Genomic DNA, 21,103 nt, shown 5'->3' with positions numbered 1-21,103 from the left:
AAAAAAAAAAGGATTCCGACCTAAAAAAATCGAAATCCTTTAATATTTCCTATAATAATTTACGCTAAACCGTTTTTACTTTTAATTCTTTACGGGTTGGTTTTGCTTCTGCATTAAGAGGCGTTCCGTACAAATCAAAGTCGGCAGCATCTGTTATTTTAATATCGTAATATTCGCCAGTTTTCAGATAAATTTCCGTAGCATCAATTAAGACTTCATTATCTACATCTGGAGAATCAAATTCGGTTCTACCAATAAAATAATTTCCTTCTTTTCTATCGATGATCACCTTAAAGGTTTTCCCAATTTTCTGCTGATTCAATTCCCAGGAAATTTGAGACTGAATTTCCATGATCTCATTAGCGCGCTCTTGCTTAACGTCGTCTGGAACATCATCTTCAAGATTATAAGCATGTGTGTTTTCTTCGTGAGAATAAGTAAAACAACCCAAACGCTCAAAACGCATTTCTTTAACCCATTCTTTTAATTCCTGAAAATGTGCTTCGGTTTCTCCCGGATAGCCAACAATAAGAGTTGTTCTAATCGCCATCTCTGGTACTATTTCACGGAATTTATATAGAAGGTCTGTGGTTTTTTTGTGAGTAGTACCTCGACGCATCGACTTTAATAGCTCATCTGAAATATGTTGTAACGGGATATCAAGGTAGTTACAGATCTTAGGCTCACGCTTCATGATCTCTAATACATCCATAGGGAAACCGGTTGGGAAAGCATAATGTAAACGAATCCATTCAATACCTTCAACTTTCACCAAATTCTCTAGTAATTCAGCCAAATTTCTTTTCTTATAAAGATCAAGACCATAATAAGTAAGATCCTGCGCGATAAGAATTAACTCTTTTACACCGTTTGCCGCCAGTTTTTTAGCTTCAGTCACCAAATGTTCGATTGGCGTAGATTTATGACCACCGCGCATTAACGGGATAGCACAAAAACTACAAGGACGATCACAACCTTCAGCAATCTTTAAATAGGCATAATTTTTTGGTGTTGTAGTTAAACGCTCACCAATAAGCTCATGTTTGTAATCGGCTTCCAAGGCTTTTAGCAAACCAGGAAGTTCTGTAGTACCAAAATATTGATCTACATTAGGAATTTCCTTTTGTAGATCTGGCTTATAACGCTCACTTAAGCATCCGGTTACAAAAACCTTATCTACATCGCCCTGCTCTTTTTTCTCTACAAACTCTAAAATTGTGTTTACCGATTGTTCTTTGGCATTGTCTATAAATCCGCAAGTGTTTATTACTACGATGTTACCTTCTTGCTCGTGAACAACCTCTTTATTATTCGCTTTTAACTGCCCCATCAACACCTCGCTGTCGTAAACATTTTTACTACAACCAAGGGTTACTACATTTATCCTGTTCTTTTTTAGCGATTTAGTCCTCATGTACAATCTTCGTTTAGGAGTGCAAAAGTAGTGAAGATGAACGAAATACTAAGGATCTCATGGAAAAATTAGCGCTTTCACTCTATTTATAGCTTTTAATCTTCTTCAGTATTGGATTCTTCTTTTGGTTTCTTCCAAAGGCTCAAGCAAATACCTGCTGAAATTAATAAGGAAACTACAATGCCTACAATTAAAATTCCGTAGCCATCTCCTGTTAAACGATCCATATCGTAATCCATAAATAGAAATAGATAGCCAATAAAAAGTATATCCAGAGTAAGTTGTATAATCCAGTACGCAGTTTTTCCTTTACGGGTTAGCTTTTTAACGATAAGTAGGTCTAACATAAAATAATTCTAATCTTTGATTTTGGTTTCTTAAAACGGTGCAGAAATTCAATTATTATTTAAGAAAATAAAAAATCAATTTATCAACCTTCTAATTTTAACTATCTCATTGTAAATTAAATTAGCTAAGGCATACCCATAAAACATTTATCAGAAAATTATTCAATATTTCGAGGCAAGCCCCGTAGCATTTGATCACGATTATCGAGTAAACTATAAAATAGTTATTCCTAGTTGCTTTTTAACTTCTTCGGAAAATAATTGCTGAAGTCTTTTGGTTACTTTCCCAATTTCATCTCCAAAATTCAAAATTTTATCTGGAAAATGTAGATTCTTAATAGCAGTGATCTGAGTAGTTGTTCCGGTGATAAAAACTTCGGTTACTTCATCTAATTCTGAAACCGAAAGCGCTTTTTCAACAATTTCAATATTGTTCTCTTTACACAATTTTATCAATAAATTTCGGGTAATTCCCGGTAAAATAAAATGTCCTTTTGGATGCGTATAGACCGTTTTATTTTTGACAAAAAACAGGGAAGAATGCGAACCTTCAGTAAAAAAACCGTCTCTAATCATTATATTTTCAGCAAAACCACCTTTTTTAGCTTCGGTATTAGCAAGAATATTGGCCATTAAGGAAACCGATTTTATATCGCAACGATGCCAACGCAGGTCGTTTGACACCACCACATCCTTAAATTCCTGCTGAAAACCTTTAAGATTGGTTTTATAGGCATACATAAGCACTGTAGCATCGTATTTTTCAGGAAAAGAATGTGTTCTTGGCGCCATTCCCCTGCTCACCTGAATGTAAATTGCGCCGTCTTCCTGGTTTAATTCAGCCAGATCGATCCCTTTTAAAATTAGTGCTTCAAAATCACCAATATTGCATTTCAGCTCGACTTCATTTAGAGAATATTTTAATCGGTCTAAATGTTCCTTCAGCAAAAACAACTTTCCGCTGTAAAAAGGAATGACTTCGTAAATGCCGTCACCAAACAAAAAACCACGATCAAAAACAGAGATTTTCGCCTCTTCAGGCTTCAGCCATTCTCCATTTAAATAAACTTTGCTGGGGTAAGTTAGCTTCATATTGAAATGCAAAACCTAAAAATAAACTATTGTTGGGTATAAAAAAACTGCCCCGTAAAAAATTTTACGAGGCAGTTCTTAATTTTGATTTTAGATCGAAATCGACTAAGTTTTTAAAAATCTTATTCGGTTTCCTTTAAAAGTTCTTTTACCGCGGTTTGCAGCTGTGGATCTTCTCCGCTTAAAAATTCGTTATAAGGTAAAGCTACTTCGATATCAGGCTGCAATTCCATATTTTCAGTTGGTTCTCCTTCGGCTCCGATAGTGGCCACCATAGGGATCCCAAAAACGATCGAAGGATCTATTTGTCGCTCCCACCAAACTGCCGTACCGGTGCCGGCAACAGGCATTCCTACCAGTTTGCCAATTCCGTTTTGTTTGTACACATAAGGGAAGATAAAAGCATCACTATAGTTTCCTTCGCTCATTAGAACAATGCTTGGCTTTGTCCATCTAGCCATTGGTTCACCACCGCTAATCACTTCTCCCTGTGGCGCGAATTTTAGATATTCTTCTCCGCTTAAAAAAGTATTAAGATCGTCGTGTAACCAACCACCACCATTAAAACGAGTATCTACCACAAGACCTTCTTTTTCTAAATTCTTACCAAGTGCATTTTCAAAAACATCTCTAAAACTTCCGTCATTCATTCCCTGAATATGTACGTAGCCCAATTTACCATCACTAAGGCTATCGGTTTTGCGCTCCATAGTTCTTACCCAACGTTTATACATTAAACTACGAATAGCTCCTTCTGAAACCGGTTTAATAGTTTCTTCAAAAGTTGAATTGCCACTCCTAATCGTTAGCAGTGTATTTTTATCCTGAATATTATTTAGATACTTATTCCAGTTTTCATCAGATTCGATGGTTTTGCCATTGATCTTTGTAATAATATCACCAGCTTTTATTTTACTATCGGCATTATCTAGTGGCCCTCCAGAAATAACTTCGGAAATTTTAATTCCGTCGCCCATATAAGATTCGTCATATAACAATCCTAAAGAAGCAGTGTGATCTCCGTTAGCGCCTGAAGCATAATAACGCCCACCGGTGTGGGACGCATTCAATTCGCCTAAAAGTTCACTTAACAATTCCTGAAAATCGTAATTATTGTTGATATGCGGTAAAAACTTAGCGTATTCATCATGGTACATTTGCCAATCGATACCATGAATTTCTGGATCATAGAATTTCTTGGTTACTTGTCTCCACATGTGTTTAAACATATATTCTCTTTCTGCAGCAGCATCTATTACCATATCTCCGTTAATGGCAATATTATCTACTTTACCACTTTCAGCATCCACTTTTACCAATCTGCCGTTATTACTCAAAAATAATGATTTCCCATCTTCGCTAATTTCGATTCCGCTTGGCGAACCGCCCATTTTAGCCAAGATCTTAGTTTCTCTTGTTCTAGGTTCAGTTACCCAAAGGTCATATCCTTTTTCAAATGAAGCCAGGTAAAAAACCTTACTCGCATCTTTATTTAGCACATAATCACTAATGCTAGCCGAATTGATCGTAAGTTTTACTTTACGGATATCCAGATTATCAAAATCGAGCTTTAAAGGCTCGTCTTTTTTATTATCTTTCTTCTTTTTAGACTTTTTATCGTCTTCTTCAGCTTTTTCCTTTTCTTCTTTCTCCTTTTTCTCACGCTCTTCTAAAAGCTTGAATTCTTCTTCGCTTAAAGTGTAACGATCGTAAGCTTTTTGGTCGAAAAAAACCGCATAGATATCCTGCTCTGTACTTCCCTGTAGTGCTAAAGATTTTCTACCTTCACGACTACTGGCGTACGTCATCATCTTACCATCCATTGCCCATTTGGCATTCGATTCTCCAAATCCGCTATTCACTGGATGAAAAATTTTACCACTACCATCAGCTTTGACCAAGGCGGTATTGTTAAGGAAGAAATAGCCTTTTTGATCGTCTACCATTAACCAACGGCTATCTGGACTCCATTGAAAAGACCAGTCTCCATCGCTGTAAGAATGATTTCTACCTTCAGGAAGAATAACTCTTTTCTTACCCGATTTTAGATCCATTACCTTCAAGATATTTCGCTCTTCTACAAAGGCGATTTTGGATGAATCTGGGGCTATTTTTGCCTGAAATTCTTCAGCTTCAGTATTAATTAATGGCTTGATATCTACAATGGTCGAAGCATAAAAATATTCTTCCTGAGGTCGATTTAACGTCGCTTTATACACATTCCAGCTACCATCCCTCTCTCCGGAAAAAATAAGTTCTTTTCCATTTGGAGACCAACTGATCATTCGCTCTTGCGTAGAGGTATTGGTAATTCTTTTGGTACGAGAATCATCTACACCCGTAACAAAAACTTCCCCACGGTTTACAAAAGCAATCTCTTTATTGTTCGGACTAACAGCAAACTCGGTTACGCTGCTTATATCCATATTTTTGATAGCTTCAAAAGCAGCATCATCCAAAACTTTGATCGCCAATTTTTTAGGCTTAGATCCTGGCATCAATGTATAAACCTCTCCTTTCCAAGAAAAAGACAGTTTATCATTATCTGAAATACTTAAATGACGAACCGGAAAATCTTTAAAATTTGTCAGTTTTTCTTCTGAACCGGAATTTAGGGTTTTCACGTAAAGATTTTGTGTACCGTCTTTTTCATTCAGATAAAATACTTTTGAAGCATCTGTACTGAATACCGGCTCGCGATCTTCACCTTCAAAATCACTAATTTGCTTATACGAATCATTTTCTACATCGTACAACCAAATATCCCTGGTCACTGCTGAAGTATGATGTTTTCTCCAGGCATCTTCGTAACCTTTTCTATCCTGAAATACCAAATGCTCTCCATCTTTACTGAAATGAGCTTCTTCAGCTCCTGCGGCGGTAAGCAATTCTGGTCTTCCTCCTTTTACAGGAATGGTATATAAATTTTGAAACAATCCCGGATTAGGAAATCTTACACTGGAAGCTGGTGCGTTGCGCCCACTTCCGTAGAGAATTTTATCATCTTGTGGTGTAAAATCATAAGGAAAATCATTGGCGCTATTAAAGGTTAATCGTGTTGGTGTGCCGCCAGTTGCCGGCATGGTATACACATCAAAATTTCCGTAGCGATCACTAGCAAAGGCGATACTTTTACCATCATTACTCCAAACAGGACGCATATCGTAAGCATCTCCTGTAGTTATGGCAATAGCCACACCACCATCGCTACTAACGCGATAAAGGTTTCCCATGTATCCAAAAATGATGGTCTTACCGTTCGGCGAAATCGACGGATATCGTAGCCATTTTGCATTTTCTTGTGCCGAGACTGCCAGGCTTACAAACAGTAGCAGTATCAGCAAGTAAAATTTTCTCATAAAGTAATTGAATTATATTTAGATAATTTTCAGAGAGGCACTAAGATAGCAACTATTGCAAATTAATTGTAATAAAAAAAACCATCAAAACTTTCGTTAAGATGGGTTTTCCTTGTAAAACGATATGATTTTAAGCTTTAAGTGCTAAAATATTCATGCAGACCTAATAACCAGCCTTGTTCATAATACCTAATAATACTTATAAGAATTGCAGAAATGATCACATATAGCCAATTGTACTTTTTAATCTTTACAAAATAAGCTCCTAATAGCCCCAATATTAACACCGGAAAAGCCATAATTAGATTTGCATAAAGCCAAGCACCTTGGAAAACGGCTAAAACTTTCATGAAAACATAAAAAAGACAGTAAATAAATATTAATTTGGATAATATTATCAAATATCTTCTTTTCATTATTTTATATAATCTTTTGGAGGTTTACGTTGTTTAGATTCCTTTTCATAGGCATAAGCCCAACGTAGCAAATTCTGCTCTGAATATGGAACAGAGATAAACGTTAAGCCTTTTGGTTCTCCATACTTATCGTACCCCATCGGTAACGTAATTGCAGGATATTCTGCTGCTGCTGCAAAACCGGCATGATAATTATTGATAGAGACAATACCATCTAGTTGGTGCTTTTTCATAGGTGCATTGAAAAATTTTCTACCTCTTGACTTTAGCGTATCTTTAATTGCCTGTAATTCTTCTATTGAAGCTGAATCTTTTACAACACCTTCGAGTAAAGCTTGTCCATATGGAATGCGCTGTACAGAATCTTCTGTATTAAAAACAACAATATCTTCTATAGTTTTTACATCTACTCTCTTCGCGTAGCGTTCTAAATAGGCTGATAAGTCGTTTTTCATATCCAGACTTAAAAGTCTCTTAAAATCTGATAATTCGACATTCTCGGCTTTAAAAATAACGATTTTAGCTCCTATTTTTTTAAGTTCATTTAAAGCTTTGCTATAAAGTGAATCCTTCATCAATTCTTTAATAGCACCTAACCTTACTCCTCTAAGACTCGTAGTGTCTGTTAAAGCTGAATAATAATCTTTTTTGATTTCAAGAGAATCAGCATACACCTTACTATCCAAGGTATCTCTTCCGGCCATTGCGGATAGTAGCACTGCATTATCTCGTACTGTTTTGGTTATTGGACCGGGAGTATCTAAGGTACTTGAAATTGGAACAATCCCTCTTCTACTTAACAAACCTACCGTTGGCTTTAATCCTACAAGACTATTTTGACTAGCAGGAGAAAGAATAGAGCCAGAGGTTTCTGTTCCTACAGCCAATGGAGAGAAATTGGCAGCAACAGCAACTGCACTACCAGAGCTTGATCCTCCGGTATCAAAAAGTCTCCTACCATATGGATTTAAAGTTTGTCCTCCAATTGCAGAATATCCACTTGGGCAATCGTTACAGAAAAAATATGCCCATTCACTAAGGTTCGCTTTCCCTAATATTAAAGCGCCCTCCTTTTCTAATTGAGCTGCAATGAATGCATCTGGAGTGGTATTACCTTGCAATGCAACGGCACCGGCAGTTGTTGCCATGGTAGCGGTATTAATATTATCTTTTAACAAGACCGGCATACCGTAAATCGGGCTTTTATCTTTAGTATTTTTGTAATTTCTATCTCTTAGACGAGCATTACTTAAAACATCTGGGTTTAATGCTATAACAGAATTCAATGCCAGTTCATTCTCTCTATCCAACTTACGCATTCTGTAAAGATAGAATAAGGTTAACTCCTCATAGGTGAGACTGTCTTGCGCAATACTATTTTGTAATTCTGCAATATCTTTTTCTAGAATGATTGTTTTTAAACTATCATATTTTTTCTCAGTTATCTTATATAATTCAATCTCAAAAGGAGACCACATTACATTTTTTTCAAGATATTTAGAATCTAAAACTTTAAATTGTAAAATTACATCACCTTGATAATCGCTTGTTCCGGTTGAATCTGAGACAACGATATCTTGCGTATCTTCACTATTTTTTTTATCCTTTCCGCAGCTTATTATAGCCAATATCATACATAAGAATAAGATCTTTTTCATATGGGGTTTACTTAAATTGTTTGGGTTATTTGCTAATTATTAGATCTTTATTCTCGTTACGGAATAAATAGTTAAAATCACTGATATTATTTAAAGAAAGAGTCTACGAATTCAATTTTATTAAAAACTTGTAGATCTTCTACACGTTCACCAACACCGATATATTTTACCGGAATCTGAAATTGATCGCTTATACCAATTACTACTCCGCCCTTAGCGGTACCATCTAATTTGGTTACTGCTAAAGAGGTAACTTCGGTAGCTGCAGTAAATTGCTTAGCCTGCTCAAAAGCATTTTGACCAGTAGAACCATCTAAAACTAATAAAACTTCGTGTGGCGCATCTGAAATTACTTTTTGCATTACTCGCTTCACCTTAGAAAGTTCTTTCATCAGGTTAATTTTATTATGCAGCCTTCCAGCAGTATCTATTAAAACAACATCAGCATCCATTTGCACAGCTTTTTGCACGGTATCGAAAGCTACGGAAGCCGGATCACTGCCCATTTCCTGACGTATAATCGGTACATCTGTACGATCGGCCCAAACTTGTAATTGATCTATAGCTGCAGCTCTAAAGGTATCGGCTGCGCCTAATACAACCTTTAAACCTCTATTTTTAAATTGATTGGCAAGCTTTCCTATTGTAGTTGTTTTACCAACACCATTTACCCCCACAACCATCATCACATAAGGTTTCTTATTCGGGATAACAAAATCAGTCGCCTCACCAGAATTTGTTTCAGAAAGTAAACCTGAAATTTCTTCTCTTAGAATTTTATTTAGCTCTTCTGTTCCTAAATATTTATCTCTGGCAACACGATCTTCTATACGATTTATGATTTTTATCGTAGTAGCAACTCCTACATCACTGCTTACTAAAACATCTTCAAGATCGTCTAAAACTTCATCATCCACCTTAGATTTACCAGCAACAGCTTTACTCATTTTAGATAAAAAGCTGCTTTTACTTTTCTCCAGCCCTTTATCTAGAGTTTCTTTTTTTTCTTTCGAAAATATCTTTTTAAATAAACTCATTTTTCAAAGTTGGTTTTAATGAGAATAGTCTTTTTAGCCAAAAGACTTTGTAATTAGGGGCAAATATACATAAAAAGAAAAAGCCGTCCCGATAAGAAATCAGAACGGCCTTTTAAAAAAATTATAATTTTTTATCCAATTACTTTTTCAAGTAATCGTTAACTTCTTCAGGAGCCATAATAGCTTCAACGAAAGTATATGCACCTGTTTTAGGAGATTTAACCATCTTGATAGCTTTAGTTAATCTCTTAGATCCTGTTTGTAATGCTGCTACTGATTTCTTTGCCATGACTCAAATTATTTAATCTCTTTATGAACCGTCATTTTTTTCAAGATTGGGTTAAATTTCTTTAACTCCATTCTATCCGGCGTATTCTTTTTATTCTTAGTAGTAATATATCTAGATGTACCTGGTTTACCAGAACCTTTATGCTCAGTACACTCTAAAATAACCTGTACTCTGTTTCCTTTCTTTGCCATCTTACTTTATTTTTATAGGTAAAGGATTATTTCTGAAGAAATCCTTTTGCTCTAGCCTCTTTGATCACGGCAGAGATTCCTTTTTTGTTAATATTTTTAAGCGCAGAGGTAGATACTTTTAAAGTAATCCATTTATCCTCTTCAGGAATAAAAAAACGTTTTTTTACCAAATTGGCGTTAAATTTACGCTTGGTTTTATTCATTGCGTGAGAAACATTGTTCCCAACCATCGCTTTTTTACCTGTAAGTTCACAAACTCTTGACATTGCTCTATACTTTATCTCGTTATTTCAAAACAGGGTGCAAATTAACGGTTTTTCTACCTAATTCACAACACATTTTGAGAAAAAAATTTACATTTTTTATTTCTTCAATATTGAGTATTAAATTATTGGCTAAAAACCAAATTATTTAAGAGCGTAAATTTCATCTAATATGAGCTCTAAGCTTTTATTTACAGCCTTTCCAACGACCTTTTCACGATGGTTTCCAAAGCTATATTCTTTTGCGTAAACAGTTTCTGGAGTGGCTATCGCTATAAAAACCGTACCTACCTGAGCATTGCTATCCCCCTTCTCGGGACCCGCATTGCCGGTGGTTGCGATCGCATAATCGGTTTGGTATAAAGCTTTTACTCTTTTTGCCATTTCACAAGCCACCTGAGTACTAACTACGGAATATTCTTCAATAAGTTTTTTGGGAACTCCTAAAATATTCACCTTCGCTGAAGTTGCGTAAGCTACCACACTACCTTTAAAAAAGGCTGAAGATCCAGGATACTCTGTAAATAATGAGGCTAATCTCCCACCGGTAAAACTTTCAGCAGTAGCTAAGAAAGCATTTTTTTTCTTCAGTAAATTACCAATTTGAACTTCTATTGGATCTTCTTCTTCAATTCCTCTTATAATCTCTCCAATAATATTTTTTAAAGAATTTATCTGCTCATCAATCTCTTGCTCCATTTTGGCAAGATCCTTTCCTTTTGAACTCAGCCTTAAACGTACTTTACCAAGATTTGGCAAATAGGCTAAACGAATATGCGAAGGCAAAGCATCTTCCCAGGCTTCAATCTTTTCAGCAATTGCGCTTTCCCCCATTCCGTAGGTAAGTACGGTTTTGTGCAAAATCACCGGTCTTTTAAATCGATCTATAATTCGTGGAATCACTTCGTCCTCCATTAAAGATTTCATCTCGTAAGGAACACCAGGCATGGATACAAAGATTGTTTCACCTTTTTTAAGCCACATTCCTGGAGCAGTGCCAAACCTATTCATAAGCACTTCAGCTTTAGAAGGAACTAAAGCTTGCATTCTATTTAAATCTGAAATTGGAGTGTCTATATATTTCTCAAAAAGCTCCTCTACGTGAGCAAGAACTTTCTCATCTTGCACCAACTCATCATCAAAAAACTTACAAAGACATTTTTTAGTAATATCATCTTTTGTTGGGCCTAGACCTCCGGTGATAATTACAATATCTGCTCTTTGTTGTGCATCTTTGAGTGTGTCTAAAATATGATCCCAATCATCTTCTATAGAAGTTATTTGATGAATACTTACGCCTATTTTATTAAGCGATTTGGCAATATATACCGAATTAGTATCGATAATTTGGCCGATAAGAATTTCATCGCCAATGGTTATAATTTCTGCGTTCATTACAGATTAAAATCTTCTTTTAATTCTTTACATACCTGATCGACCTTGGTAGTTATAATGCTACCTGCCTCTGGTACATCTTCATTATTTTTTCCTTGTTTAGACCAATGCTCTATAGTTGTGATTTGTGGCATTAGATCTAAGCCAAACAATTTAAGGTTTGGTTTCATTTTGTGAGCATATCTATAAGCCAGCGTTGCATTACCGTTAGCTATAGCTTCATTCATCGCGGCTGCATCTGGCGGAACTTCTTCAAGAAATGTTTGCACAACAACCAGTAGAAAATCCTGATCGCCATCTGCCATTTCTTCAACATCTTTTAGATTATAGGTACTCATAAGGATTATAGAGTTTATTTGATATTTATAGAGAAAATTTCTTCATTTTCAATAAAACCTGTTAACTGATCTTCTGGAGCCACTGGCCCAACTCCTGCGGGCGTACCGGTAAAGATCACATCACCGATCTTAAGGGTAAAGTATTTTGAAATATAAGAAATTAGTTCATCAATCTTCCACAACATCAACGAAGTATTACCTTTTTGAACAATTTCTTCGTTCTTCTTTAAGCTGAAATTAATATTATTTAAATCTGAAAATTGATTTTTATCCAACCATTTTTCTCCTATCACTGCTGCTCCATCAAAACCTTTTGCTTTTTCCCACGGAAGGCCTTTTGCCTTTAATTGAGATTGAAGGTCTCTTGCAGTAAAATCTATTCCTAAGCCTATCTCGTTATAGTATTTATGAGCAAATTTAGGCTGAATATGTTTCCCTACACGTACAATTTTAACCAAAAGCTCTACTTCGTAATGCACATCATTAGAAAAATCTGGAATAAAAAATGGCTGTTTTTTTAACAATATCGCCGTATCTGGTTTCTGAAATACCACCGGATCATCTGGCTTTTCATTTTCCAATTCAGCAATATGATCGGTGTAATTTCTACCTATGCAAATAAGCTTCATCTACAATTCTTTTAATCTGTTAATATAATTTTGAATGCTGGTACAGGTAATTTGCCTGAAAATGCATCATTCGAATTATCTAAAGTATTCATTTTCCTCCAACCACTGGTGTCTTTGTAATATGAGCTAAAATTAGGAGAATACTCTTCTAAAACTCCTTTAAAAACTGGCCCGTATTTTCGTAATTCTACGTTTTTATAAATTATCGTATCATTTACACGATAATCTTTCTTTTCGTAATAACTATTCTCCTTTATAAAAAGATGCTCTACAGCTACAAAAAAACCACTTTCCGGAACAGGAATTTTATAAGGAAGCATATCAATTTTTGTCTTAAATTGATTTGGTGCTTTTTCTATAATTATACCATCACTTAAAAGATCATAAGATGGCTTTCCATTTTGATCTACAGCCATAATTCGCAAACGATACTTTGCGTTTCCGTAAAGTGTTTCTTCTACTGAAAAATATCGTACTTCAATTTGTTTTATAAAACACCCCTCTTCAAATTTAGCAGGTTTCTCATAATATCTGGCCACGATACTTGGATATTGACCGCCGCTAAAGTTTCCCAAACCTATTGATTCCCCGATTCTAAAATCGTTGATCCTCTTTGTTTTTTTATTCTGAATCGTATATAAATAGACCTCAGCCAAACCATCTATTGATGGCGATAACTTAACAATCTTCCCTTTTAAATCTTTTAATTTAACGTATTTAGATTGGTAACCAACATAACTAAATTTGGCTTCAGTCTTATCTGAAATATCCTTTATTACAAAAGTATACCTTCCTTTTTCGTCGGTGGAAATTCCTTTTCTTGCTTCTTCCAAAACAATATTAACGTAAGGTAAAGGTTCTAATGTTTTAGTATCTACCACCTGCCCTACTGCTCTAATTGTCTGCGCAAAACTGCTAACAGAAATAAATAAAAATACAGTGAAAAGGGGACGCATCTTTAAAGTTTGGTATTTAATTTACGCAATTTGATCGCCGTTAGTACTTTTTTTGTGTACAAAGGAAAATCTGCATTTTGAAGCCAGCCAAAATAACCTGGTTCTTTTTCTAAAACTTCTTCTACCAGTTTGCCACGATACTTCCCAAAGGAGAAGACTTCCTGACCTTTTTTATTGAACGTGATAAAGCCTGCAAAATCTGCAAAAGTTTTTCTAGCACTATATTTAGACAACCATTTGATATCGTTTTCTAAATCGTCGTATCTATCTAGCTGAGACTTTAAAACTTCAAAAGTAGCTTCAGTATCAGCAGCGGCACTGTGCGCATCGATAAGATCTTTTCCGCAGTAAAATTTAAAGGCGGCTGCTAAAGTTCGCTGTTCTTTTTTATGGAATATGGTTTGAACGTCTACAGCCAACATATTCTTCATATCAAAATCGATATCTGCACGTAATAATTCTTCAGCAAGAAGCGGAATATCAAATCGGTTCGAGTTATAACCTCCTAAATCGCAACCTTTAATCATATCGTAAACTTGCTTAGATAATTCTTTAAAAGTAGGTTCGTTGGCCACTTTTTCATTTGAAATACCGTGAATATCGATAACCTCTTTAGGGATTTCCATCTCAGGGTTTACCAGCCAGGTTCTACTTTCTTTATTTCCGTTAGGAAAAACTTTTAAAATTGCGATTTCTACAATCCTATCTTTAGCCAAATTCGTTCCTGTGGTTTCTAGGTCGAAAAAACAGATAGGTTTTGTAAGGTTTAATTCCATGATATTTTTTTGTTTTCTTAATAGCAAGATAAAAATAAAACCGGAACCACTTGATAAAAGCAGCTCCGGTTTTTAATCTAATTCTTAATAATTAATTATAGTTCTCTGTTTTTATCGAATCCTTCCAAATATTGTGCTACTCTTTGTACAAATTGGCCTCCAAGGGCTCCATTTACTACACGGTGATCGTAGCTATGGGATAAAATCATTTTATATCGAATCCCAATAAAATCTCCTTCAGGAGTTTCGATCACTGCCGGCATTTTACGAATGGCTCCTAAGGCTAAAATTCCTACCTGAGGTTGATTAATAATTGGTGTCCCCATAATGCTTCCAAATGTTCCTACATTGGTTACGGTATAAGTCCCGCCTTGTATATCGTCTGGCTTCAGTTTATTTTGTCGCGCTCTACTTGCAAGATCATTCACTGCTTTTGCCATTCCTACAAGATTCAATCGATCGGCATTTCTGATAACCGGAACTATAAGATTTCCATCTGGAAGCGCTGCGGCCATACCAAGATTTATATCTTTTTTCTTAATTACTTTGTCGCCATCTACAGAAATATTGATTAGTGGGAAATCGCGAATAGCTTTTGCAACGGCTTCCATAAAGATTGGTGTGAAAGTTAGCTTCTCCCCTTCTTTTTTCTGAAAAGAATCTTTATGCTTATTTCTCCAATTCCAGATATTTGTTACATCGGCCTCTATAAAAGATTGTACATGGGCTGAAGTTTGCACACTATCAATCATGTGCTTACTAATCATTTTACCCATTCGGCTCATCTCGATAATTTCATCTTCTCCTGAAGCCACTACGCTTTCCTGATTTTTAAAAGCAGGTTCTAATTGATTTGAAGAGGAAGACGAAACTTTTTCAGCGCTCTTGTTCTCTGTTTTATTTGATCGATTTTCAACGTAAGCTAAAATATCGTCTTTAGTTACACGTCCATCTTTACCAGTACCCTCTATACCCTCTAATTCTTCGAAGCTAATATTTTCTTCTTTAGCTATATTTTTAACTAGCGGAGAATAAAAACGATCTGAATCTGAGTAATCTTCACTGCCTGCTGTTTCTTTTGCAGTTTCCACAGCGCTTTCGGCTTGTGCTGCGTGTTGCTCTAAATCCTCATCTTCCTTGGTATCTATCTCAAATTCGTCTTCTTCCTGCTCAATTTCACTTTCTGTTTCAATAATCGCGATGGTTTGGCCAACTTCAACTACATCATCGGTATCAAAAAGTATTTCTAATATTTTGCCATCAACCTCACTCGGCACTTCGCTATCAACCTTATCGGTCGCAATTTCAAGTACAGGTTCATCAGCTTCAACGGTATCGCCTACTTCTTTTAACCAGCTGGTTATGGTTGCCTCAGCAACACTTTCTCCCATTTTAGGTAATTTCAGTTCAAATTTTGCCATATCTATATTCGAAAGCTATTTTTTATTATTTTGTTTGCGAATTTACTTAAAATAAAGGTTTTTAAATATTAAAAAATCAATAAAATATAAATTCACTGAAAATATTTTTACGTCTATCTTAAAAAATTTGCTGTGTAAAATTACAATTTCATCTATCAACCCAAAAATAATAGACTTATACATTTTAATTTTTTAGACTATTTTCAAAAGGTATGCGATTAGTAATACTCCTACCTAGTGTAACCTCATCGGCATACTCCAATTCATCACCAACACTAATTCCCCGTGCAATGGTGGACGTCTTTACGTTGGTACCTTCAAGCTGTTTGTAGATATAAAAATTGGTGGTATCACCTTCCATTGTACTACTTAAGGCGAAGATAATCTCTGTTATCTTTCCGTCTTTCACTTTATCTATCAAAGGTTTAATAGTAAGTTGCGAAGGTCCTATCCCATCCATAGGACTTATTTTTCCGCCTAATACATGGTACATCCCGCGATACTGACCCGTATTTTCTATAGCCATAACATCACGTATATCTTCTACCACGCAAACTACTTCTTCCTGTCTGGAAGGATTGGCGCAGATATCGCACAATTCGGTATCGCTAATATTAAAGCAATTTCGACAACGTTTTACTTCCGATTTCAGTTTAGATAGTGCCTTTGTTAACTGCTCAGTTTGTGTTTCTGGCTGCCGTAATAAATGTAATACCAGCCGTAAGGCGGTACGTTTTCCTATACCGGGCAACTGTGACATTTGATCTACAGCCTGCTCCAATAATTTCGAAGAAAAATCCATAGCGACAAATTTACGATTTTTAAATCGATGCTAATAGTTACGATTATGCTAAGTTTGCAAAGCATTTGGTTAAATTTATAGATATGGAGCCCATACACATTGTCCTGCTTATCGTTATTTATTTTGGAGTTTTAATGCTCATCTCTTATTTCACTGGTAAGGAAGATAGTAATGAAGCTTTTTTTAAGGCTGAAGGTAAATCGCCATGGTACATCGTAGCTTTTGGTATGGTTGGCGCTTCTCTATCTGGCGTGACATTCATCTCGGTTCCCGGTTGGGTTAGAGATTCCCAGTTTAGTTATATGCAGGTAGTAGCAGGTTATTTATTTGGCTATCTGGTTATTTCATTTGTATTGCTTCCTATTTACTACAGCCTCAATGTAACTTCAATTTATCAATATTTGAATAACCGATTCGGAATTGTAAGTTACAAAACCGGTGCTTTTTTCTTTTTTATATCTAGAGTTTTAGGAGCTTCATTTCGACTTTTTCTGGTAGCTACCGTATTGCAATACTTTGTTTTTGAAGCATGGAATGTTCCTTTTGTGGTAACCGTAGTCCTTTCTATATTACTTATTTGGATCTATACATCGCGAGGCGGTATTAAAACAATTGTTTATACCGATACGCTACAAACCTTATTTATGCTAGGTTCTGTAGGTATTGCAATCTATTTTATTTCAACCGAATTAAATTGGACGTTTAACGACTTTTTTACCGCACCGGAACTTGCTCCTTACACTGAAACTTTTCATTTTGATAACTTCCTTGAAAAGGATTATTTCTGGAAAGCTTTTTTTGGCGGTATGTTTATCACAATTTGTATGACGGGACTCGACCAGGACATGATGCAGAAAAATTTAACCTGCAAAAGCCTAAAAGATGCTCAGAAAAACGTGATGTCCTACAGTTTAGTATTTATTCCGGTTAACATATTATTTCTTTTTCTAGGAGCCTTATTGTTTATTTATGCTGAACAAAATGGGATTAATATTCCTATGCTGGATGGTAAAGAAAAAACCGATCTTCTTTTTCCCGAAATTGCTTTAAATGCTGAAATGGGAATAGGACTGGCCATTATCTTTTTGCTTGGCCTTATTGCAGCTGCATATTCTAGCGCCGATAGCGCACTTACCAGTTTAACCACCAGCTTTTGTGTAGACTTTCTGGATATAGAAAAACGAGAAGTAAGTGACCAAACCGGTATTAGAAAGCGAGCACATATTTTAATAAGCATACTGCTTGTAATTGTGATTATGGCTTTTAAATATCTTCTAGACAGTAGCGTGATTGATCTTTTGCTAAAAGCGGCTAGTTATACCTATGGCCCTCTACTTGGACTGTTTGCCTTTGGGATTTTCACCAAAATGAAAATCAAAGATCACCTGGTATGGATCGTTGCCATAATCTCTGTAGCCTTAACTTTTGTAATTGGTAATATACCACCAGAATATCTTGGCGGTTATGTATTTAATTATGAATTGCTAATTGTAAACGGCGCAATAACTTTCTTAGGTTTAGTATTGATTCGTACCAAGCATCACTAAAGTACAGGCATTCTGAAATTCTATATTATTTTGTTTCAAAATTTTATATAATTCAGGATTTTCTGTCCCAGGATTAAAAATTACTCGATTTGGATTTAATGCTACCAGATACTCGTAATATTCCGGCTGATTTCTTGGTCCAACATATAATGTGACCGTATCAATATCAGAAAAAATTATTTTTTCATTTTCGATCTTTACTCCATCAACTTCGCCTTCTCTTAATCCAAGAGCTACTGTAGGTTGCTGTTTGCTTTTCAACTTTTTAATAGCCATATTAGAATATCTGGCTGGATTAGTTGAAGCGCCTATTACTAAAGTCTTTTTCTTCATATTATTAATTAACTAAGGGCAAGCCCATGATTTTTTTGTAATTTATTTTTATGTCGAGGCAAATCTCAACATGTCATCTCGATTATCGAGTAAAAATACTTTTTAAAAATTACTGTAACAAGTTTAAAACTTATCAGTCTTTATAGTAAGACTAGTCTAAAAATGCTGTTGCTATCTTTTTTTGATGGTTAGAAGATAGCAATGCTTTTAAAGTTCGCGCTGGTTGCAAGGCGCGAACTTTTTTTTAAAAATTAATTCAGGTTTTCTGTAACATTAATTTTTTAGCGTCGTCTTTATAGTAGAAATCATCAATATTATAAAAATATACGTGTTCGTATTATGTAATACAAAGTATTATCTATAACAAAACAACATCAAAACATCAATCAAAAAATGAAACAGTTTTTCGTAATCATCATCCTTACATTATCCTCTTTTCATTCAGTTGCAAATAATGATCCATTTGCAAGAATTTCAGGAACTATTATGGATTTAGACTTACAGGAACCTGTTCCTTATGCCACAATTAGTTTACAGGATACCGAAGGAAAAATCATCACAGGAACTACATCAGAGGAAGACGGGTCATTCATCATCAAAAAAGTAAAACCGGGCAATTATACGCTGGGGATTCAATTTATCGGTTACAACAAATTCTCAAAGGAAATTGAAATCACGCGAAATTCCGGAGCAATAGATTTAGGAATCATTAACCTTGAAGCTGCTGTTGCTGAAATGGATGAAGTAACCGTGGTAGGCGAACGCTCAACGATCGAACAGCGAATTGACCGCAAAATTATTAATGTAGGGAAAGATCTAACCACTACCGGAGCCACCGCTTCAGAAATAATGAATAATGTATCATCTGTAAATGTAGATCAGGACGGTAACATTGCACTTAGGGGAAATTCTAACGTAAGAATTTTAATTGATGGCAAACCAACAAATATGGATCCTGCCCAGTTGTTAAAGCAGATCCCTTCTACTTCAATCAAAAAAATTGAATTAATCACTAATCCTTCAGCAAAATATAATCCTGAAGGTATGAGCGGAATAATCAACATTGTGCTGCATAAAAATGCGAATAACGGATTTAATGGAAATTTAAATACCGGACTAACCTATGGTGAAAATGCACGTTTAAATGGTTCTTTGGATCTCAACTATCGCCAGGGAAAATTTAATTTCTACGCCAACCTAGGAAGCAATTTTGGAAAACGCGAAAACATTAACAATATCAATCTTGTAGGAAGAGACGCGAAGCAAAACCTGGATATGCTGAACGATAACAATTCTTATATCTACAAAGTTGGCGTTGATTATTTTTTAGACGATAATAATACTTTTAGCTTTTATACCAATCAAAACATTTTTGATGGTGGCCTAGATGCCACAATTAATGCAATATATCTAAACAATCCTTCTAATAGTTTTGACCAGCTTCTAAATATTGATTTTGAAAGTAATAATGCTACTTACAATTTCGCATATAAGCATTTGTTTGCTAAAGAAGGTCACGAAATTCTATTTGAAGCAGATTATAATGATTATGACGGTAATGAAGATTTTACTGCAAATTTCAGCGAAAACGCTTCTTTTGATTCTTATACTGAAGATGTAATTGAAGATCGAGGAACTTTAATCACTAATATTGATTACACCTTACCTATTGGAGAACGTTCTAAATTTGAAGCAGGCGCTGAAGCAAGAATCCTAAATAACGAACAGGATTATGATACTAATAATCCATTAGCACAAGATTCAGACTATAGCTACGATCGTAATATCTATTCGCTTTACGGCACATTTGGCCAGAATTACGAGAAATTTTCTTATCAAGTAGGAGCGCGTTTAGAAAGTTTTGATATCGATGCAGAGGTATATGGAGAAAACGTCTTTGAGGATGATTATATCACATTGTATCCTTCTGGGTTTTTCAACTATACGCCAAACGAAAAAAACACCTATCAGATAAGTTATAGTCGAAGGATTGATCGCCCGAGTTTGAGCCAGGTAAGTCCCGTAAGACAGATTAGTACTCCTACAATTACAGTTTTAGGAAATCCAGATTTACAACCACAGTTTACAAATTCGATAGAATTCAATTATACCAGAAATCTTAAAAACGGAAGTTTTACGGGAGGTGTTTTCTTCAGAAATATTAATGATAATATTAATCAACTAATTGAAGAAGATCCATCAGATCCTGCAAGCCTATTTATTTCCTTTGCTAATTTTGATGACACGAATGCTTATGGTGTTGAATTATCTTCTAACTATAAATTTACTGAATGGTGGAGCGCAAATGGCAGTTTCGAATTGTACCAACAAACCCAAAGTGGTGTCGTAGGAAGCGATTTTGTTGAAGTAGACAATACTGTTTACACTGCCAGAATTAATAATAGCTTTTCTGTCACCGAAGATTTGACTTTGCAGTTATTTGGTTTTTACAGAGGCCCAAGCCAGGAACTTCAGTTTAAAAATGAAGATGTATTTTTTGCGAATATTGGCGGACGCTATTCGTTTTTGGATAACAAAGCTACAGTTAGTTTAAACTTTAATGATGTTTTTGGAACGCAAGAATATAAGTTTAGCACTACCAGACCTTACGAACAAAATGGAATTTTTAAAAGTGAATTTCAAAACGTATATGTAGGATTCAGCTATCGTTTTGGAGGTAATAATGCTAAGAAATTAAAAAGAAAACAAAGAGATAACGATGAAGCCCAAGGCGGCGGAATGTTTTAAAAAAAACAAGTTATATCATTTGATAAAATTTGTTTGTTTAGCCAGAAAAGCCTGAAGTAGAACTTCAGGCTTTTTATATTTTATAGTCAAAT

19 protein-coding genes are annotated in these 21,103 nt (G+C 35.3%); 2 read left to right on the top strand and 17 right to left on the bottom strand.

The window, feature by feature from the left end; translation table 11 throughout:
• Positions 1-64: 64 nt before the first annotated feature.
• The 16 genes from rimO to recR form a co-directional block, all read right to left on the bottom strand.
• Positions 65-1,414: a 30S ribosomal protein S12 methylthiotransferase RimO gene (gene rimO, locus PBT91_RS05290; protein WP_270060739.1), complete on the bottom strand. Its 1,350-nt coding sequence runs from the start codon at positions 1,412-1,414 to the stop codon at positions 65-67.
• 95 nt (positions 1,415-1,509) lie between these two features.
• Positions 1,510-1,761 carry a hypothetical protein gene (locus PBT91_RS05285; protein ID WP_270060738.1) on the bottom strand — a complete coding sequence of 84 codons (252 nt, stop codon included), beginning with the start codon at positions 1,759-1,761 and terminating at the stop codon, positions 1,510-1,512.
• A 213-nt stretch (positions 1,762-1,974) separates the two neighbouring features.
• Positions 1,975-2,853: an aminotransferase class IV gene (locus PBT91_RS05280; protein WP_270060737.1), complete on the bottom strand. Its 879-nt coding sequence runs from the start codon at positions 2,851-2,853 to the stop codon at positions 1,975-1,977.
• Between the two features lie 122 nt (positions 2,854-2,975).
• The gene (locus PBT91_RS05275) at positions 2,976-6,212 is read right to left on the bottom strand and encodes a S41 family peptidase (protein WP_270060736.1); all 3,237 of its coding nucleotides are present in this window, start codon (positions 6,210-6,212) and stop codon (positions 2,976-2,978) included.
• 415 nt (positions 6,213-6,627) lie between these two features.
• Positions 6,628-8,286, bottom strand: coding sequence for an amidase family protein (locus PBT91_RS05270; RefSeq protein WP_270060735.1), 1,659 nt, complete (start codon positions 8,284-8,286; stop codon positions 6,628-6,630).
• 86 nt (positions 8,287-8,372) lie between these two features.
• The gene (gene ftsY / locus PBT91_RS05265) at positions 8,373-9,323 is read right to left on the bottom strand and encodes a signal recognition particle-docking protein FtsY (protein ID WP_270060734.1); all 951 of its coding nucleotides are present in this window, start codon (positions 9,321-9,323) and stop codon (positions 8,373-8,375) included.
• A gap of 139 nt (positions 9,324-9,462) precedes the next feature.
• The gene (locus PBT91_RS05260; RefSeq protein WP_084842706.1) at positions 9,463-9,612 is read right to left on the bottom strand and encodes a DUF4295 domain-containing protein; all 150 of its coding nucleotides are present in this window, start codon (positions 9,610-9,612) and stop codon (positions 9,463-9,465) included.
• 8 nt (positions 9,613-9,620) lie between these two features.
• Entirely contained in the window at positions 9,621-9,803 is a 183-nt protein-coding gene (rpmG, locus tag PBT91_RS05255) for a 50S ribosomal protein L33 (RefSeq protein ID WP_270060733.1), read from the bottom strand.
• A 26-nt stretch (positions 9,804-9,829) separates the two neighbouring features.
• Entirely contained in the window at positions 9,830-10,069 is a 240-nt protein-coding gene (gene rpmB, locus PBT91_RS05250; protein ID WP_013070732.1) for a 50S ribosomal protein L28, read from the bottom strand.
• A gap of 141 nt (positions 10,070-10,210) precedes the next feature.
• Positions 10,211-11,461: a CinA family nicotinamide mononucleotide deamidase-related protein gene (locus PBT91_RS05245; RefSeq protein WP_270060732.1), complete on the bottom strand. Its 1,251-nt coding sequence runs from the start codon at positions 11,459-11,461 to the stop codon at positions 10,211-10,213.
• On the bottom strand, positions 11,461-11,799 hold the full coding sequence (locus PBT91_RS05240) for an Hpt domain-containing protein (protein ID WP_270060731.1): 339 nt from the start codon (positions 11,797-11,799) through the stop codon (positions 11,461-11,463). The genes PBT91_RS05245 and PBT91_RS05240 overlap by 1 nt, the downstream gene beginning before the upstream one ends.
• A gap of 14 nt (positions 11,800-11,813) precedes the next feature.
• A complete protein-coding gene (locus tag PBT91_RS05235; RefSeq protein WP_270060730.1) occupies positions 11,814-12,428 on the bottom strand; it encodes a fumarylacetoacetate hydrolase family protein in 615 nt (204 codons plus the stop codon).
• An 11-nt stretch (positions 12,429-12,439) separates the two neighbouring features.
• Positions 12,440-13,384, bottom strand: a complete 945-nt coding sequence (locus PBT91_RS05230; protein WP_270060729.1) for a carboxypeptidase-like regulatory domain-containing protein — start codon at positions 13,382-13,384, stop codon at positions 12,440-12,442.
• Between the two features lie 2 nt (positions 13,385-13,386).
• Positions 13,387-14,160, bottom strand: coding sequence for a 3'-5' exonuclease (locus PBT91_RS05225; RefSeq protein ID WP_270060728.1), 774 nt, complete (start codon positions 14,158-14,160; stop codon positions 13,387-13,389).
• A gap of 95 nt (positions 14,161-14,255) precedes the next feature.
• Positions 14,256-15,581, bottom strand: a complete 1,326-nt coding sequence (locus PBT91_RS05220) for a dihydrolipoamide acetyltransferase family protein (RefSeq protein WP_270060727.1) — start codon at positions 15,579-15,581, stop codon at positions 14,256-14,258.
• A 184-nt stretch (positions 15,582-15,765) separates the two neighbouring features.
• Positions 15,766-16,383: a recombination mediator RecR gene (gene recR, locus PBT91_RS05215; protein WP_270060726.1), complete on the bottom strand. Its 618-nt coding sequence runs from the start codon at positions 16,381-16,383 to the stop codon at positions 15,766-15,768.
• A gap of 83 nt (positions 16,384-16,466) precedes the next feature.
• Here recR and PBT91_RS05210 point away from each other — a divergent pair, with 83 nt between their 5' ends.
• Complete coding sequence (locus PBT91_RS05210; protein ID WP_270060725.1) at positions 16,467-17,930, top strand: sodium:solute symporter; 1,464 nt, start codon at positions 16,467-16,469, stop codon at positions 17,928-17,930.
• On the opposite strand, the gene PBT91_RS05205 is transcribed toward PBT91_RS05210, so the two are convergent.
• Positions 17,901-18,263, bottom strand: coding sequence for a CoA-binding protein (locus tag PBT91_RS05205; RefSeq protein WP_270060724.1), 363 nt, complete (start codon positions 18,261-18,263; stop codon positions 17,901-17,903). The two genes, PBT91_RS05210 and PBT91_RS05205, sit on opposite strands and share 30 nt — an antisense overlap.
• Positions 18,264-18,656: 393 nt before the next feature.
• On the opposite strand from PBT91_RS05205, the gene PBT91_RS05200 reads away from it, so the two are divergent.
• Positions 18,657-21,011 carry an outer membrane beta-barrel family protein gene (locus tag PBT91_RS05200; protein WP_270060723.1) on the top strand — a complete coding sequence of 785 codons (2,355 nt, stop codon included), beginning with the start codon at positions 18,657-18,659 and terminating at the stop codon, positions 21,009-21,011.
• The last annotated feature ends 92 nt before the right edge of the window (positions 21,012-21,103 follow it).

The organism is Zunongwangia sp. HGR-M22 (genome assembly GCF_027594425.1).
In the GTDB taxonomy this organism is placed as follows: domain Bacteria; phylum Bacteroidota; class Bacteroidia; order Flavobacteriales; family Flavobacteriaceae; genus Zunongwangia.
Note: the sequence above shows the minus strand (reverse complement) of the source record. Positions and strands in the feature narration are given on the sequence as shown.